Below are 16,815 nucleotides of genomic sequence, written 5' to 3'. Positions count from 1 at the left end.
GCTGAATTTCCAAGGAGGAGATTTGATTCGTTCAAAATTCTTCCGGCTGGGCGCGCACGCGGCGTTTGCCGGCGCGCTGCTCATCTGGGGACTCGGACTGCAGACGGGAGCGGCTGCCGCCGCGCCGGACGATGGCGCCGGGCGGGCGTGGGACGCTCGCGTCCAGAACACGGGCATGCAGGGCCTCCAGGTGCGCCAGGGACCGGGCCTCGACTACCCCACGTTGGGTGTCTTACCCGAAGGCGCGTACGTGCACGTGGTGAGCGGTCCGCGATTTGATCAGGACGGTCGGGACTGGTATCAGGTGACGGGATTTACCCAAGCCGGCACTCTGGGATGGAGCGCCGGTGACTACCTCGTCGCCGGCCCACCGGCGCCGGCCAACGCCCAGACCACGCTTCAGGCCGCGGGCACCGGCGTGGCGGCCGCGGGAGGCCAATCATTCGTCGCAACGGTGACCGCGTACACGTACCAGACGCCCGGAAACGGGGCTCACGGGTCCCTCACGCGCTCGGGCACGCTGGCGCACTGGGGAACCGTCGCGGTAGACCCTCGAGTCATCCCCCTTGGCTCACGTTTGTTGATCGATGGCTACAGCGACGTGTTTACGGCAGAGGACACCGGCGGCGCTGTGGTCGGAAACCACGTGGAGATCTTCTTCACCGACAGTGCGTCGGCGTTGCAGTTCGGGGTCCAGCAGCGGAACGTCACGGTGCTGCCCGAAGCGGCCAGCAGCCGCTAAGCCTCAGCTTTGCTCAGCGTAGACAGAAATTCCTGATTGTTCTTTGTCTTGACGAGCCGGTTGAGCACCAGCTCGATGCTGTCAGACGACCCGATCTGTGCCAGCATTCGGCGCATAAGCCAGACCTGTTTCAGCGTCGTCTCGTCCAGCAACAGCTCCTCGCGCCGCGTCCCGCTTCGGAGGACGTCAATCGCGGGAAAGATACGTCGATCCGCGAGCTTGCGATCGAGGTGGAGCTCCATGTTGCCGGTGCCTTTGAACTCCTCGTAGATCACGTCGTCCATCCGGCTGCCGGTATCGACGAGGCACGTTGCCATGATCGTTAGGCTTCCGCCTTCCTCGATGTTCCGCGCGGCGCCGAAGAAGCGCTTCGGGGGATAGAGGGCCACCGGATCGATGCCGCCCGAGAGCGTGCGCCCGCTGGGCGGCACGTCGAGGTTGTACGCCCGAGTCAATCGAGTGATGCTGTCCAGCAGGATCACCACGTCGCGGCCGCCCTCGACAAGGCGCTTCGCGCGGTTCAGCGCCATCTCTGCGACAGCCGTGTGGTCCTCGACCGGTTCGTCGAACGTGGAGGCGATGACCTCCGCGCGCACCGAGCGCTTCACGTCCGTCACCTCCTCGGGCCGCTCGCCGATGAGGGCCACCATGAGGTGAATGTCGGGATAGTTGGTCGTGATGCCGTTGGCGATTTGCTTGAGCACCGTCGTCTTGCCGGCCTTCGGCGGTGAGACGATGAGGCCGCGCTGGCCCCGTCCGATCGGTGACACGAGGTTGATCAGACGCTGGGTCAGCGCCTCGGGTGTGGTCTCCAGGTTGATGAGCTTCGTGGGGAAGATCGGCGTCAGCGAATCGAAATACGGTCGGCGCTTCGCAACCTCGGGATCGACGCCGTTGACGGCTTCTACCCGGATCAGTCCGTAGTACTTCTCGTTGTCTTTCGGTGGGCGGATCTGGCCGGTGACCATGTCGCCGATCCGTAGGCCAAGCCGCCGAATCTGGGTCTGCGAGACGTAGACGTCGTTGGGACCCGGCAAACAGCTTGGGCCACGGAGAAACCCGTATCCCTCGTCGACAATGTCGAGAATCCCCCCGCCAAATATATTTCCCTGCTGCTCGGTCTGCGCCTGAAGGAGGCGGTAGATGAGGTCCTGCTTCCGCATCGTACTGGTGCCATGCACCCCGAGATCGCGGGCGAGGTCCTGGAGTTCTTCGCGGGTTTTGGCTTCAAGCTCGCTAAGGTACAACGCAGTTTGCTCCATGCAGTGAACATACCTGTTCACAATGGTCGATTTGTCGCACCAGGTGTCTCAAATGGCGCCGCGAACGGCGAAATGGGGAAGTATCCCAGGTACCCGTTAGCGGACCTGCCCGTTTCTTCTACTTAGCTCCTCGAAGCGGTGCTTGTCGAGAGGCGGGGAGACCGTGTCTCGAAAGCAGCTCGCATTCCCTGGCCGAAGCGGAGAATTTTAGAGTACGCGAACCTGAAAAGCGGGCCGAGCGAGGTGGTGTGGCATGCGGCGGAACGTACGCGGCCACGAGGACCGAAATCACGGCCGCATTATACGGGGGAGAAACCGGTGCAACAACCCCATTCTTTGGGACCCATGTTGCTGGCAGTCATTGTAACGGACCGGGATTGCTGGGCGCAATCCGATGGGGGCGTGCCTGGCGAAGGATGGCCTAGTGGTCGACGGGGTTGCCGGCGCGAATCCACTCAGTTGTGCCGCCAGAGAGGTTGTAGACCTCTTTGTAACCCAACATTGCCGCGACTTCGCACGCGATGGCGCTGCGCTCGCCGACCGCGCAGACAAAGAGCTGTGGCTGATCACGATCGCCCGATAGATTCGCGTCCGGGTTGTTGATGATGCTGGGAAGCGGAATATGGGTGGCCTGTGGAATATGGCCCGTCACCCATTCGTCCGGATTGCGCACGTCGATGACGCGCACCTTCCCGGACGCCATGAGCGCCTTCGCTTCTTCGATCCCAATCCGCTTGAACGGCTCCTGGGGTTGCTGCACGTGGTTGTCCTCCGTCGTTTCTTCGCTCCATTCTACCCGAGAGCGTGGCTGCGACCGCGGCACGAAACGTGCGACAATGAGGCGCCCACACACGAACGCGGTTGCCGCATCCAGGAGGTCCGATCACGACACCCACGAACACGCGCCAAATGACCGGTGAGGAGCGAATCCTCTCCGCCGCGCACTTGCAGCCCGTCGACGCTACGCCCGTCTGGTTCATGCGGCAGGCCGGCCGGTGCTTGGCCGACTATCGCAAGCTCCGCGAGCGACACGACATTCTGACGATCGCGAAGACGCCGGAGCTCTGCGCCCAAGTCACGCAAATGCCAGTCGACACGTTCGGCGTCGACGCCGCGGTCATGTACGCCGACATCATGTTGCCGCTCGAGGGGATGGGCGTCCCGTTCATCATCGAGCCAGAGATCGGCCCCATCATCGACCATCCGATTCGCACCGCGCACGACGTCGCGCGCATCCGCGTCATCGAGGCCGAGGAAGCGACCCCGTACGTGTTCGAGGCGATTCGCCTTCTGCGCAAGGAGCTGGCCGGTCGCGCAGCGCTGGTCGGGTTCTCCGGCGGCCCCTTCACGCTGGCCTGCTATCTCGTCGAGGGCCGGCCCTCCCTCGGCTACGCCCAGGCGAAGCGAATGATGTTGGCCGAGCCGGACCTCTGGGGCCAGCTCATGGACAAGGTGACCGAGGTGGTGGTCCGCTACCTCAGGGCTCAGGTCGGCGCCGGTCTGCAGCTCGTCCAGCTCTTCGATAGTTGGGTGGGTGTGCTGAGCCCCCGAGATTACGAGCGGTCGGTCCTGCCATATTCGGCGCGGATCTTCGCGGCGATGCGCGATCTCGGCGTTCGGACGATCCACTTCGGTACAGCAACCGGCGGGCTGCTCGAGCTGATGTGTCGGGCGGGCGGCGATCTCATCAGCCTCGATTGGCGCGTTTCGCTCGACGAAGCCTGGGCCCGCATCGGATACGCGCGCGGGGTGCAGGGAAATCTGGATCCGGCGACGCTGCTTGCTCCGTTCTCCGTCGTCAAGGAGGCTGCCGACGATGTCCTGCGCCGAGCCGCGGGCCGGCCAGGTCACATCTTCAACCTCGGACACGGCGTGCTGCCGGACACCAACCCGGACGATCTCACACGCCTCGTGGAGTACGTTCACTCGGCCAGCGCCCGCGCATGACCACGTGGCCCGAACGCGGTCTCGATCGAACGGCCGTTGCGATGCCCACAGTGGCCGAGGGACCACATGACTGATGACCTCGTCGGCGTGCTCCTCATGAGTTTCGGCACGCCCGAGACGCTCGACGACGTGCCGACATACCTCTCGCGGGTGCGGGGTGGTCGGCCTGTGCCCGACGATCTGGTGGCGGAGATGCGGCGCCGGTTCGCGCTCGTTGGTGGGTCTCCGCTGACGCGGATCACCCGCGCGCAGGCCGCGGCGCTGGAGGGAGTGCTCAACGGTGAAGAAGCCCCTTGCGCTCCCGGTGGGCCGGGTGATTCGGGGGTGCGCGATCCAGAGGCCATCGAACGTGTCCGGCCGCGTTCAGGGTTCCGCGTCGCGGTGGGAATGCGCCACGCGCCGCCATTCATCGCAGATGGCCTGGCAGGTCTCGCGCGGGCAGGGGCGCGTCGCATCATCGCCGTGATCCTTTCGCCACAATATTCACCCGGCATTATGGGTGGATACCACCGCGCCCTCGACGCGGCACGCTCCGAGCACGCGGACGTGCAGGTCGCCATTGCGGGCGCCTGGTACGACGTTCCCGAGTTTGTCGATGCCCTGGCCGGACGGCTGCGCGATGCCCTGGGCCAGGTTGCTCGGCCCGAGCGCGAGTCCGTGCCGGTGCTGTTTACGGCGCACAGTCTTCCGCGCTCGATCGCGGAGAGCGAGCCCGCGTACCTCGATCAGCTTCGCGATACAGCGGCCCTCGTGGCGGCGCACGCCGGGTTGTCCACCGATCGCTGGCGGTTCGCGTACCAGAGCGCCGGTCACACCCCGGAGCCCTGGCTGACACCCGACCTGAAAGACGTCTTCCCGCTGCTGCGAGCGGCTGGACATCGGACCGCCGTGGTTGCGCCGATTCAGTTTCTCGCCGACCATCTCGAGGTCCTGTACGATCTGGACGTCGCGGCGCGCGAGCAGGCCCGCGATGCCGGCATCCAGTTCGTTCGACCCGAGAGCTTGAACACGATGCCGCTCTTCATTCGCGCGCTGGCGTGCGTGGTGTTTCGCGAGTTGGAGGGAATGTCTCAACGCGCCGACGCGTTGGCTCGAAAGGGGTATGGGTAATGGAGACGACGCGGCAGGCGGCGGGAACCACGATTCGCGTATATGGCACGAGCTGGTGCCCGGACTGCATCGTGGCGCGCCGGGTGCTGGACGGCTTCGATGTCGATTACGAGTGGATCGACATCACCGGTAATGACGAGGCGATCGAGTTCGTCATGACAATCAATCGCGGCTATCGCAGTGTGCCGACGATCGTGCTTCCCGGCGGGCGAACGATGACCGAGCCGAGCGGGCGCGAGCTGACCGCGGTTCTTCTGGCTCTCGGCTATCAGCCGAAGTAGAGATCCGTTCGATATCCCATGAGCTGCCAGCTTGTTATCTGCCGGCCAGGGCCTCCGGTGAGATGGGGATGTCGACCTGGCGGCCGACGACGTCCACGACCGCGTTGACGATCGCGGCGGACATCGCGCAGTTCGGGCCTTCGCCGATGGGCGTGATGCCCAGGCTCGGATCCGGCGGGAGGAGAATCGTCTCCATCTCCGGCAGGTCGATCACGACCGGCAGCTTGTAGTCCTGGAGGTTGAGCGTCGTGACGCGTCCATCTTCGACGCGCAGCCCTTCGCACAGAGCGTAGCCAAATCCCTGCGCCAATCCGCCCTCGATCTGCCCCTGGTGGCCGACCGGGTTCACGATGCGCCCGACCTCGTGCGCGCTCACAATGCGCAGCGGTTTGACCTCGCCCGTCTCCAGATCTACGCGCGCCTCAACACCGACGGCTGCATACACCTCGACGACGTCGAACTGGCTCGGCGTATACCGGAGCACCTCGTCGAGGTCGCTTGGCGAGAGGGACGCGGCATCGGCCGTGCTGAGGAGTCGCCCATCCGGGGTGCGGAAGCCGCCCGGCTCGCGCCTGACCTGGCTCGCGTCGTAGCCGAACTCTGCCGCGACCAGCTCAGCGAGGCGATCCTGTAGGCGCTCCGAGAGGATCGCGATCATCCGCCCGATGAGCCGAGTGATGCGGCTTCCGCCAACCCCCCGGTCGTACTCGATCCCGTCGGTCGTCTGCTCGATCCGTATTCGGTCGAGGGAAAGCCCGAACTCTTCCGCCGCCATCGTGCGAAACGCGGTCAGCATCCCTGCGCCGTTTTCGATGATGGGGGTGTGGAGCACGATCTGACCATCGCGGGCAACGGTCATCGCGGCCATGTATTCCCCGAGGCTATTGCCCACCTCGACGAGCGCGATGCCCCGACCGACGCCGTTCGGCCGGGGCTTGGTCCAGCCGATGGCCCGGGCAGCGGCTTGGAGCGCCTCTCGGGCCCGAGGCCGCGACCCTGGCTCTCCGGTCGGCGTTTCACGGGGATCGTCCGGCGCATTGATGAGCCTGAGCTCCAGGGGATCCATGCCCATCGCCCGAGCGCAGAGGTCCATGTGGCACTCGACGGAGTGGATCGGCTGGGCCTCGCCGGGCGCGCGCATGTGCCCGCACGGAACGGTGTTCGTGTACACCATGTGGCCTTCGACGCGGAAGACGGGCACGGGGTATGGGCCCAGGCCGCCGCCGCGAATGCCGGGCAGCGTTGCGTCGGGCGCGGGTTTGAACGCCGCATACCCACCGCTGTTGTAGATGGCTCGCGTCCACCTGGCCAGCAGCTTGCCGTTGCGGTCGAACCCGCTCTTCACCGTTACCACGGCGGAGTGTCGGGGATTGCCCGCCATGAGCTCCTCCGCGAATGTCATGGTGAGCTTCACCGGCCGACCGCTGGCTTTCGCCAGGAAGTACGCAAGCGGGATGTCCATGAACGAGCCCTTGCCCCCGAAGTCACCGCCGAGGGGAAGCATGTGGATCTCGACCTGCTCTCGCGAGAGCCCGAGACCGAGGCGCAAGTAGTCGAGCAACAGAAATGGCGCTTTGTTCGAGGCCCAGATATGGGCAACCCCGCGATCATCAAGCTCCACCAGGCATGAATGTGGCTCGATGTAGCCCTGGTGTTGAACCGGCGTGCGGAACGTGTGCTCGAACACGAACGGCGCGGCATCGAGCGCCGCCTGGACTTCGGTTTCGCTGGCGCCCCAGACCGGCGCTGAGACGCTGTTCGGATAGTCGGCAACGCGCTGCTTGGGTGTGGCTTGCGCGCGTACCTCGTCCGGATCGTGGATCAAGGGGGCGCCCGGCCGCATCGCGTCGATTGGGTCGTACACGGCCGGCAGCTCCTCGTACTCGACGTCGATCAGATCGAGCGCCTGCTGCGCAATGTCGAGCGATTCCGCGGCCACGGCAACGACCTTTTCGCCGACAAATCGGACCTTTCCCTGCGCGAGGACGGGCATGTCGCGCATCGAACGGCCCACGCGCACTGGCGGCAGGTCGGCGCCGGTCAGGATCGTGTGGACTCCTGGTAGCTCCCGCGCCCTGGCCGCGTCGATCCGAACGATGCGGGCATGGGGCACCACGCTCCGCAGAACCTTCGCGAAGAGCATGCCTGGCCGCGTGATATCGGCCGCGTACGCGGCTTCGCCCGTCACCTTGGCGCGCCCGTCGAGGCGCTCGATCACATCATGCGTAGTCGCTTTCACGTCAGGTGCCTCCTGGATCTGGGGCGGGCGGCTCAACGGTTGCCCAGGGCAACGCTGAGCGCGGCGGTGAGCTTGAGGACGTCGCGGTCCGTGCGCCTGAGACGCTCGCAGAGGACGGTGGCGACATTGTAGAGCAGCCGGTAGCCCATCGAGAGGTCGGTTTCGACGAGGCGGTCGAAGCTGTCCTTGGTGACTTCCAGCAGATCGCAGTCCGTGCACGTTGAGACCGTAGCCGTTCGCTCGCGGTCGCCCAGGAGCGCCATCTCGCCAAAGAATTGCGGCGCGGACAGGCGCACGATCGTCTTGCGGCGCCAGCGATCGCTCTCAGGCGCTAAGGCGATGCCCAGGCGCTTCGTAATCTCGACGGCGCCCCGCGCAAGAACGTACATCGAGTCGCTCTGCTCGCCCTCGCGCAGGATGTCTGTTCCAACCGGTACCCGCGACTGGCGCATCACCCCGAGGAGGCGAGCGAGCTGGCCCTCGTCGAGCCCGGCAAACAGCGGCATCTCCTGCAGAACGCTGACGCTCGTCATGCGAGTCTCGGGATCCCAATCGCTGCGTCGTCCGGCTGGATAACGTAGGAATCCGGCGGGTTGACGAGCACGCGCATCTCGCCTTCTTCAAAGCGGAGATATTCGGTCCCAGCCTCACTGAACTGCTGCCGGATGAACTCGTCGACGAGGGAGTAATCGTCGGTGAGCAGGTCGTCGAGGGTAACGGCCTTGCTCTCGGCGACGATGGCGAGGGTGAGGAACCCCGAATCCTCGCGGAGCAAACGAAAGACGTCGGCGAAGGTGCGACCAACGTATTCGCGCGGGATGGGTAAATGTGACAGCTCCCCCTCGCCAAAGGAGAGCAGCCGTCGGACAACGCGGGACATTCCGGGTGAAAGCGCCGCCGAGGAGAGCATGAATCCGTTGAACTCGCCGCTGATCACGATGTCGTCGGCGCCCGCGCGGCGGAGGTGTGCCTCGCTGCTCATCTCCAGAGCCTCCGCGGTCACTTTGATGTCGGGCTTGAGGCTCTTCACGGCTAGGGTGACGAGCGTCGTATGTTCGTCCGCGGCTGCCGAGGCGCGCGAGGTATCGGTCAGGACGATGGCGGCGCGCGCGTGGCGAACGTTCGCGCGTTCGAGGGTCGCCTCGGCCGCTGGGTCCCCGTGGATGTAGTGGATCGTGGCGTCGTGGTTTCGGTACATCAGCTCGTGGGCCGTTTCCTCCGGCCCGTCATTGACCAGCACGATCAGCGCGCTTCGCCCGGAGGCCTGGAGCAGCCCCTCGAGCACGCTCTCGCCGTATTGATTCCATCCGCAGACGAGAATGTGGTCGGTCCATCGAATCGTGTCCAACCCGCGCTCCTCCCTGATCCGTTGGGTCACGAGATACGAGGCGATCGTCGCCGTGAACAAAAAGAGGAGGCTCATGCCGCTCAGCATCAGCGCCACGCCAATGAACTTTCCCAGTGTTGTCTTCGGCGTGAGGTCTCCGTATCCCACCGTGGACATCGTGACGATGCTGTACCACATCGCGTCGCCGAAAGAGCGAATATTGCGCTCGTCGCTCGTCATTTCGGCAAAGTAGATGGCGACGGAGCCGAGCGCGAATAGCGTGATCGAGAGCGCCGCCAGGCGCGGCACGTGCTGGCCTTGCAGCCTGCTCCACGCACGGCGGGCGCGCACGGCGATGGGCGCAGGGCGGGGGGCGTTGTTCATCTCCCGGTCGGCCCCGGGCTGGGGACTGCTCCCCTGCGGCTTCCGCCTCGCGAACGATGCGACGTGGCTCGTTTGGCTCGCCATGTGCGGCTTTTGGGATCCTCCGATTCGGCGCGAACGTCTGCTCGCGAGTCGCGCGCATCGCCCAAAGTCTTGAGCGTAAGCCCAAAGTTGAGCCTAATGGGATGTGCGCGCCAGCATGGTACAACTTACGCCACGGCGCGAATGTGGTGGACGGGGCCGCCCCGAGGATGCCCATTCGCCGTCATGGAACGCTGTTGCTCGGAGGCGAGCGCGGCCTATGGCCAGTCTTGTGAAACAACGGCCTCGATCGCCATCAGCGATCGAGCCTTCCGCGGACCGGCGGCGAGCCCGCCGGGGAGTCGCCCTGGTTGGCGCCGCGGTCCTCACTCTCTCGACGTTCCTCGCAGCGTGCGGAAGCTCGGCCGGCAATCTGAGCGCAACGCCCAGGGCCGAGCCGTCCGCGGTCGCCCAGCCGACCCCCGATGGCGCGCGGCGCGCGAACGCCACCACTGACGCGAGGTCCTCTTCAGGCGAATCCGGCGCCCCCTCCGACGATGCGGCCGGTGGCGCACCGCAGATCGCGTCCGCGGACCTGGGCGGCCTGCCGCCACCCGATGTCGCTCAATCGCCCGAGCAAACGTGTTCCGCCCTCTCCGCGACGTTTCCCGAGGACCGGCGGCGACCGGCGAGCGGGATAGACATGTCGATCTTCCTCGTGGCCGCTCTTCGCGACCGGATGCACGCCGCGGACTTGGCCATGCGGGCCCTTCGCGAGACGTCGAGCGTGGAGGTGGCGCACTGCGTCGCGCAGGCTGCTCTCGACGACCTGGTCGGGCGCGGCGGTCGATACGCCTCGTCGACGACGTTCTCTCCAGGCGCCCTTCCGGCGGACCGACCGAACCTCGTTGACCCGGGGCTTGCCCTCAGCGCGTACGATACGACGACGGATGACGGTGTAAAGCGCGCGCTGTCCGACGGGATCCTAGGCGACCCAGACGCGTGGCGGCAGAGCCCCTCGCAAGGCTGGGACGAAATCGACGCTGCCGTTGCCGGGGGGCGCGCATCCGTCTCCGCGCTGAACGGGCGGCTCGCGCGGATCGTTGGGTGGGCGCTGCTGGCTCAGCGGGCCACCGATGTCGCCACGGCGAACCAGATTGGCGCAAGCGCGGCCACCGACTCCGCGGCTGCGCTCCAAAGCGTCCAGGGCGCATACGACTCGCTCTGCAGTCAAACCGAAGACGCTTTTTGCGACGTCGTGAGCTGACGGGGATGGCGGCGAGCGGCGAACGACTCGTCCTCGACCGCTATGTCAGCGACTCCGGAGTCCTCCATGGCATGGCGGAAGAGGTGGCGCGAGGACTGACCGCGCAGCCGAAATGGCTTCCGTCGAAGTACTTCTACGACGAGCGCGGATCCGCGTTGTTCGAGGAGATCACGCAGCTTCCTGAGTACTACCAGACGCGAACCGAGGCGGCGATCCTCCGGGCCATCGCGGGGGCGCTCATCGCTCGGTTCGGATTCGGGTCCCTCGTCGAGATCGGGTCCGGGTCCGCGACGAAGACGCGACTCCTCCTCGACGCGATGGAGCGTCAGGGCGTGCTCCGCGAGTACGTCCCATTTGACGTGAGTGAAAGCATACTTCGAGCGAGCGCCGAGGCGCTGCTCCGCGCGTATCCGACGCTCACTGTCCACGGTGTGGTCGGCGATTTTCAGCAGCATCTCGATCGCGTGCCGCCAGCTTCCAGCCGGCGGCTGGCTATTTTCCTGGGCAGCACCATCGGGAATCTCGACCGGGAGGAGCGCCGGGTCTTCCTTTCCCGCGTGCGCGGGATGCTGCGAGTCGGCGACGCGCTCCTGCTCGGAGTCGACCTGGTCAAGGATATCGCCCGCCTCGAGGCGGCCTACAACGATGCGGCGGGAGTTACGGCCGAATTCAATCGCAACATCCTGTGTGCTATCAACAACGCCCTGGCCGCCGACTTCATACCGGACGCCTACCGCCACCGGGCCTTCTTCAACATGGAGGAGGAGCGGATCGAGATGCACCTCATTCCCGACTCGCCGCAGCGTGTCACCCTACCGGCGTGTGGAATCGTCGTCGACATAGATCCCGCGGAGACCATTCGAACGGAGATCTCGTGCAAGTTCACGCGGGAATCGACGACCGAGATGCTGGAGAGCGCCGGGCTCGATCTCGACGAATGGCACACCGACGATCAGCAGCTTTTCGCCCTCGCAGTCGCCGTTCCGCGCGGAGCGTAGCCCGCGGCGCGCCGACCGTTTGCTGCTTGGGAGGCCGCCCTGACAGCCGCCGACGCAACGGCGGTCACCAGCGTACAATTCGCCAGAAGCGGCGCTTGACCACCTCCTCCGGCGATGTCGGAAGCGTTCCCCGGGGGATCCGCGCCGAAATCGAAGGTGGAGACGTGCAATGCGCGTGGTTGGCGTCCTCTTGTACACGGCAATGGTCGGTGTCCTCTCGATCGCGCTGTTTATTGGGACCGGGGCGGCGAACGGTCCAGCGGCGTCGGCTCAAAGTCGCGTGCAGGTGGACATCGATACGCCGGCCGCCGGGATCACCCTCGTGAACGGACGGGCCATAACCATCGGGGGCTGGGCGGTCGCGCCGGGCGGTCCCGATAGCGGCATTGCTTCGGTCGATGTGTATCTCGACGGCCCGACCGGACGGCACCTTGGAACGGCCACGCTCGGTATCTCTCGGCCTGACGTCGCGTCGGCGTTGGGACACCCCGAGTGGGCGAAGAGCGGGTACAACCTCGACTGGATTCCGCGCGAGGTCTCCGGTGGCCCACACACGGTCTACGTCGTCGCAAGCGCGCTGGCCGGTGACTCCGCCAGCGCGGCGCTGGCGGTGGACAGCTGTGGATGCGGGTTGACCTGGGAGCCGAGTCTCACGCACCCCGCGTTTCGGAGTCTGGGTCCCCTGGGCTGGGAGGTGGACACGGGCGGACCCGGCGTCTGGATCGATCGCAACTTCAACCCGTTCGAATTCTAGGGTCCCGTGTCGGCACCGACGCGCAACGCGACCGATCGCGTTGAGGCACGCCAGCAGCTCGCGATCAACACCATCCGAATTCTCGCCGCCGATGCCGTTCAGGAGGCGAAGTCGGGCCATCCAGGCGCCCCCATGGGGGCCGCGCCGATGGCGTTCACCTTGTGGTCGCGCTTCCTGCGTTTCGATCCGGCGGATCCGCGCTGGCCGAACCGGGACCGATTCGTCCTGTCCGCGGGCCACGCCTCGATGCTGCTCTATGCGCTCCTCCACCTCTCTGGCTATGATCTCCCGCTCGAGGAGATTCGCAGATTTCGCCAGTGGGGATCGCGTACGCCCGGGCATCCTGAGGTTCATCTCACGCCGGGCGTCGAGGCCACGACCGGCCCGCTGGGTCAGGGCTTCGGCAATGGCGTCGGGATGGCGCTCGCCGAGCGGCACCTCGCGGCGCGGTTCAATCGCCCGGGGCACGAGATCGTGGACCACTACACGTACGCCATCGTGTCGGATGGGGACCTGGAGGAGGGGGTCGCGTCCGAAGCGGCCAGCCTGGCCGGCACGCTCGGCCTTGGGAAGCTGATCTATCTGTACGACGATAACGGGATCAGCATCGACGGTCCCACCGACCTGACGTTCACCGAGGATGTCGGAGCCCGCTTTGCCGCATACGGTTGGCACGTACAGCACGTCGACGATGGAAACGACGTCGAGGCGATTGCGGCCGCGATTCGCGCAGCGCAGGCCGCGACGGCGCAGCCATCCCTCATCATCGTTCGGACGGTCATCGGCTACGGCAGCCCTGGCCGCGCCGGTACGGCCAAGGCGCACGGCGAGCCGCTCGGCGAAGAGGAGCTTCGCGCGACCAAAGAAGCACTGGGCTGGTCGCCGGACACGCGGTTCGAGGTTCCGGATGAGGCGCGGTTGCCGTTCCGCGATGCCGCCGCGCGTGGCGCAAGCCTCCACCGAGCCTGGGAAGCCGCTCTCCACGAGTACGCGTCCACGTATCCGGAAGAAGCAGCCCTCTGGAAGCGGCAGCAGGCCGGCGAACTCCCGGACTCATGGGAGGACGCGCTTCCGACCTTCGCGCCGAGCGACGGCCCGATGGCGACGCGCGCGGCGTCCGGCCGCGTGCTCAACGCCGTTGCCCAGAGGATCGAGGCGCTGATCGGCGGCTCGGCGGACCTCGCCGCCTCGAACCTCACGTATCTCAAGGACCAGGGCGACGTCGGACCCGGGGACTTTCAGGGCCGCAACGTCTACTTTGGCGTCCGCGAGCATGCGATGGGCTCGGTCGCCAACGGGATAGCCCTGCACGGGGGTCTCATTCCGTTTGCTGCTACGTTCCTGACGTTCTCTGATTACATGCGACCCGCCATTCGCCTGGCGGCGATGAGCGGCCTCCGCGTCATTTACATCTTCACCCACGACAGCATCGGCCTCGGCGAAGACGGTCCGACCCACCAACCGATCGAGCATCTCCTGGCGCTGCGCGCGATTCCGAACCTGGCCGTCATCCGTCCAGCGGATGCGAACGAAACGACCGAGGCCTGGCGAATCGCTCTCACCCGCCCGGGCCCAACCGCGCTGGTGCTGAGCCGGCAGGCCCTCCCGATCCTCGCTCGCGCCGGCCTCGGTGACGCCGGCGAGACGCGTCGAGGCGCGTATATTCTGGCGGAGGCATCCCGTACGCCGCCGGCGCTGATTCTCATCGCCACCGGATCCGAGGTGGGGATCGCGCTCGAAGCCCGGGCAGACCTGGAGGCGCACGGCGTGCCGACGCGCGTCGTCAGCATGCCGTCGTGGGAGTTGTTCGACGCGCAACCAGCCCCTTATCGCGAACAGGTCTTGCCGCCGGGTGTGCGGGCCCGGGTTGCGGTCGAGGCCGGCGTCACGCTGGCCTGGTGTCGGTATGTCGGCGAGACCGGGTCCGTGGTGGGGATCGATCATTTCGGAGCTTCAGCCCCCGAGCGCGTTCTGTACCAGCAGTTTGGGATCACCAAGGATCGAGTAGTGGCGGAAGGACTCCGTCTCCTCGAACGCACCGGGGGGAAATGATTGCAGGTCGGCTTCGTTGGGCTCGGGCGGATGGGCGCCAACATGGCCCTTCGCCTCATGCAACGCGATCGGCACGTGGTGGTTGGCTACGACGCCGTCCCGGCTGTTGCGAAGACGCTCGAGTCGGAGGGCGCGTCGGCGGTGGCCTCGCTGGACGAGCTGGTTGCGACACTGAAGCCGCCCCGCGTCATCTGGATCATGGTCCCGGCGGGTGACGCTGTCGAACAGACCGTGCTCCGCCTCACAGACCTCTGCGAAGCGGGGGACCTTCTCATCGATGGCGGAAACTCCCACTACAAAGACTCCATGCGTCGCGCCCGCCACGTCGCGGTCCACGGCATCGAGCTTCTTGACGTCGGGACGAGCGGCGGTATCTGGGGACGAGAGTTGGGCTATTCGCTCATGATCGGCGGCAGCGCCGAGGGCTTCGCACGAGCCGAGCCGTTGGCCCGGACCCTTGCCCCCGAGCACGGATATGCGCACGTCGGGCCGAGTGGCGCAGGACACTTCTGCAAGATGGTCCACAACGGCGTGGAATACGCCCTGATGCAGGCGTACGCCGAGGGGTTCTCGCTCCTTGAGCATGGCCCCTTCGACTACGATCTGCACCGCGTGGCCGAGTTGTGGAATCACGGCGGGGTCATCCGCTCCTGGCTGCTGGAGCTCACCGCTGAGATGCTGGAGCAAGATCCGACGCTGGCGGATGTGGCAGGGTACGTCGAAGACACTGGCGAAGGGCGATGGACCGTCGAGGCGGCCGTGGAGCACGCGGTGCCCGCGCCGGTCATCACGCAGTCCCTCTTCGCGCGATTTCGCTCGCGCGAAGCAGACGATTTTGGGGACAAGATCGTCGCGATGCTCCGGAAGCAGTTCGGCGGACACGCCGTCCGTCGGACGGGCACCCGGCGCGTCTAGGGGCCCGAGCGGACCGCCGCAATTGGGTCCATCGGCTGAATGAACCTGCGGGAGGCCGGCTACCGGAGGATCTCGATCTTCAGACGGCTCAGCCGATCGGAGTCAGCGACGAGCCCGATCTCGACCACCTTGCCCTCCTGGATGGTGAACCCAAACACCACTCGGGGAATGCCGCCGGGGGCCCACACGGCGCCTGGCACGCCATCGATGAGCGCCAGCTGTGCGGCCTGCGCCGCCCCGGCGAACTTCTCGGCCACCGCTTTCGCTCCACGAAGCTCCGACGTGAGGAATCCGGACCTCATACCCATCCGCAGCGCCGTCTCGTCGGTCCGAAGCGCAACAGCTGGATCGAGCACCGCCAGAAGCGCCTGAAGATCGCCGGCGCGTGAGGCCCTGAAGAATGCCTCCACGATGTCGCGCTGTCGCTCCACGTTCGCGGCGCCGTCATCCTCCGACGCGCCCTGCACCCGCCTGCGGCCACGGCTCGCAAGCTGGCGAGCGGCGACAGGCGAGCGGCCGACGATCCCGCCAATCTCCTCAAAGGACACGCCGAAGACGTCATGCAGGACGAATGCCACGCGCTCGGCGGGGGCCAGCCGCTCGATCACGGCGTGCATCGCCAGCCCGACCGACTCTGCCAGCATCGCCTCGCGCTCCGGATCGGCAGCGTGCGGGACGAATTCGCCGTCGAGCGCCAGCGGCTCCTCGCGCCGAGACCGACGCGAGCGGAGCATGTCCAAACACACTCGCGCCACGACCGTGGTCAGCCAACCGCTCAGGTTCTCCACTTTGGTGGAGTCGGAACGGCTCAGCCGCAGCCACGCCTCCTGCACCGCGTCGTCGGCTTCGCTGGCCGAGCCGAGCAGCCGATAGGCCACCGCCTGCAATCGTGCCCGATCGGCCTCGAAGCGCTCCGCTAGCCACTGGCCTTCCATCGGTCACATTCTCCCATTTGGTTTCGTCATACAGTTGACGAGCCGCTGATTGCTCATGTGACCGGAAAGGAGATCGACCGTGAAGATCAAGCTGACCAGCATTTACGTGGATGACCAGGACCGGGCCCTCGCCTTCTACACAGACGTCCTGGGCTTCGTCAAGAAGGCCGACTTCACCCAGGGCCCATATCGCTGGCTGACGGTGGCCTCACCCGAGGAGCCCAATGGCGCCGAGCTGCAGCTGGCCCCGAACGACGATCCCGCCGCGAAGAGCTACCAGCAGGCGATGGTCCAGCAGGGCCGGCCAGCCGCGATGTTCTTCACCGACGACGTCCAGGCCGACTACGAACGCATCAAGGCTCGCGGTGGCGAATTCACGTCGCCGCCAACCCAGGCGCCCTGGGGATCTCTGGTCGTGCTGAACGATACCTGTGGCAACTTGGTGCAGTTGACACAACTGTCCTGGCAGGGTTAGCGCCCCAACCGACGCTCCCTCGCCCGGCTGCAGCGGGCGCCCTCGCCGGGCCGGGCACAGGAGCGCCAAATCGTCCGCCACCGCCGATTCGCTAGACTGCTACTGT

The 16,815-nt window shown here is 66.2% G+C and carries 16 protein-coding genes; 10 read left to right on the top strand and 6 right to left on the bottom strand.

What is annotated here, in order from left to right:
- Window positions 1-22 precede the first annotated feature (22 nt).
- Window positions 23-742 carry a 3D domain-containing protein gene (locus VFC51_11365; GenBank protein HZT07621.1) on the top strand — a complete coding sequence of 240 codons (720 nt, stop codon included), beginning with the start codon at window positions 23-25 and terminating at the stop codon, window positions 740-742.
- On the opposite strand, the gene rho is transcribed toward VFC51_11365, so the two are convergent.
- A complete protein-coding gene (rho, locus tag VFC51_11360) occupies window positions 739-1,989 on the bottom strand; it encodes a transcription termination factor Rho (protein HZT07620.1) in 1,251 nt (416 codons plus the stop codon). The genes VFC51_11365 and rho overlap by 4 nt on opposite strands.
- A 436-nt stretch (window positions 1,990-2,425) precedes the next feature.
- Entirely contained in the window at window positions 2,426-2,764 is a 339-nt protein-coding gene (locus tag VFC51_11355) for a rhodanese-like domain-containing protein (GenBank protein HZT07619.1), read from the bottom strand.
- 149 nt (window positions 2,765-2,913) lie between these two features.
- Here VFC51_11355 and hemE point away from each other — a divergent pair, with 149 nt between their 5' ends.
- From hemE to VFC51_11340, 3 genes are all read left to right on the top strand, one after another.
- The gene (gene hemE / locus VFC51_11350) at window positions 2,914-3,951 is read left to right on the top strand and encodes a uroporphyrinogen decarboxylase (protein ID HZT07618.1); all 1,038 of its coding nucleotides are present in this window, start codon (window positions 2,914-2,916) and stop codon (window positions 3,949-3,951) included.
- Between the two features lie 66 nt (window positions 3,952-4,017).
- On the top strand, window positions 4,018-5,061 hold the full coding sequence (gene hemH, locus VFC51_11345; GenBank protein HZT07617.1) for a ferrochelatase: 1,044 nt from the start codon (window positions 4,018-4,020) through the stop codon (window positions 5,059-5,061).
- Window positions 5,061-5,342 carry a glutaredoxin domain-containing protein gene (locus VFC51_11340; protein ID HZT07616.1) on the top strand — a complete coding sequence of 94 codons (282 nt, stop codon included), beginning with the start codon at window positions 5,061-5,063 and terminating at the stop codon, window positions 5,340-5,342. The genes hemH and VFC51_11340 overlap by 1 nt, the downstream gene beginning before the upstream one ends.
- Before the next feature lie 34 nt (window positions 5,343-5,376).
- Here VFC51_11340 and VFC51_11335 read toward each other — a convergent pair whose 3' ends face one another.
- Genes VFC51_11335 through VFC51_11325 form a run of 3 tightly spaced genes read right to left on the bottom strand, consistent with a single transcriptional unit; the run spans window position 5,377 to window position 9,376 of the window.
- Window positions 5,377-7,581 (bottom strand): xanthine dehydrogenase family protein molybdopterin-binding subunit, encoded by a 2,205-nt coding sequence (locus VFC51_11335; GenBank protein HZT07615.1) that lies wholly within the window; start codon window positions 7,579-7,581, stop codon window positions 5,377-5,379.
- A gap of 32 nt (window positions 7,582-7,613) precedes the next feature.
- On the bottom strand, window positions 7,614-8,114 hold the full coding sequence (locus tag VFC51_11330; protein ID HZT07614.1) for a cyclic nucleotide-binding domain-containing protein: 501 nt from the start codon (window positions 8,112-8,114) through the stop codon (window positions 7,614-7,616).
- On the bottom strand, window positions 8,111-9,376 hold the full coding sequence (locus tag VFC51_11325; protein HZT07613.1) for a potassium channel family protein: 1,266 nt from the start codon (window positions 9,374-9,376) through the stop codon (window positions 8,111-8,113). Before VFC51_11325 ends, VFC51_11330 begins: the two co-directional genes overlap by 4 nt.
- A gap of 640 nt (window positions 9,377-10,016) precedes the next feature.
- Here VFC51_11325 and VFC51_11320 point away from each other — a divergent pair.
- The 5 genes from VFC51_11320 to gnd all read left to right on the top strand — a co-directional run bounded on the left by VFC51_11320 (window position 10,017) and on the right by gnd (window position 15,299).
- Window positions 10,017-10,580 (top strand): hypothetical protein, encoded by a 564-nt coding sequence (locus tag VFC51_11320; GenBank protein HZT07612.1) that lies wholly within the window; start codon window positions 10,017-10,019, stop codon window positions 10,578-10,580.
- 5 nt (window positions 10,581-10,585) lie between these two features.
- A complete protein-coding gene (egtD, locus tag VFC51_11315) occupies window positions 10,586-11,578 on the top strand; it encodes an L-histidine N(alpha)-methyltransferase (GenBank protein HZT07611.1) in 993 nt (330 codons plus the stop codon).
- Between the two features lie 169 nt (window positions 11,579-11,747).
- Window positions 11,748-12,332, top strand: a complete 585-nt coding sequence (locus VFC51_11310) for an Ig-like domain-containing protein (GenBank protein ID HZT07610.1) — start codon at window positions 11,748-11,750, stop codon at window positions 12,330-12,332.
- A gap of 6 nt (window positions 12,333-12,338) precedes the next feature.
- Window positions 12,339-14,384: a transketolase gene (gene tkt, locus VFC51_11305; protein ID HZT07609.1), complete on the top strand. Its 2,046-nt coding sequence runs from the start codon at window positions 12,339-12,341 to the stop codon at window positions 14,382-14,384.
- Window positions 14,385-15,299: a decarboxylating 6-phosphogluconate dehydrogenase gene (gene gnd / locus VFC51_11300; protein ID HZT07608.1), complete on the top strand. Its 915-nt coding sequence runs from the start codon at window positions 14,385-14,387 to the stop codon at window positions 15,297-15,299.
- Window positions 15,300-15,358: 59 nt separating this feature from the next.
- On the opposite strand, the gene VFC51_11295 is transcribed toward gnd, so the two are convergent.
- Window positions 15,359-16,234 (bottom strand): sigma-70 family RNA polymerase sigma factor, encoded by an 876-nt coding sequence (locus VFC51_11295; GenBank protein HZT07607.1) that lies wholly within the window; start codon window positions 16,232-16,234, stop codon window positions 15,359-15,361.
- A gap of 79 nt (window positions 16,235-16,313) precedes the next feature.
- Between VFC51_11295 and VFC51_11290 the strand changes: the two genes are divergently transcribed.
- Window positions 16,314-16,709 carry a VOC family protein gene (locus tag VFC51_11290; GenBank protein HZT07606.1) on the top strand — a complete coding sequence of 132 codons (396 nt, stop codon included), beginning with the start codon at window positions 16,314-16,316 and terminating at the stop codon, window positions 16,707-16,709.
- The last annotated feature ends 106 nt before the right edge of the window (window positions 16,710-16,815 follow it).

It is taken from the genome of Chloroflexota bacterium, assembly GCA_035652535.1.
In the GTDB taxonomy this organism is placed as follows: Bacteria; Chloroflexota; UBA6077; order UBA6077; family SHYK01; genus DASRDP01.
Note: the sequence above shows the minus strand (reverse complement) of the source record. Positions and strands in the feature narration are given on the sequence as shown.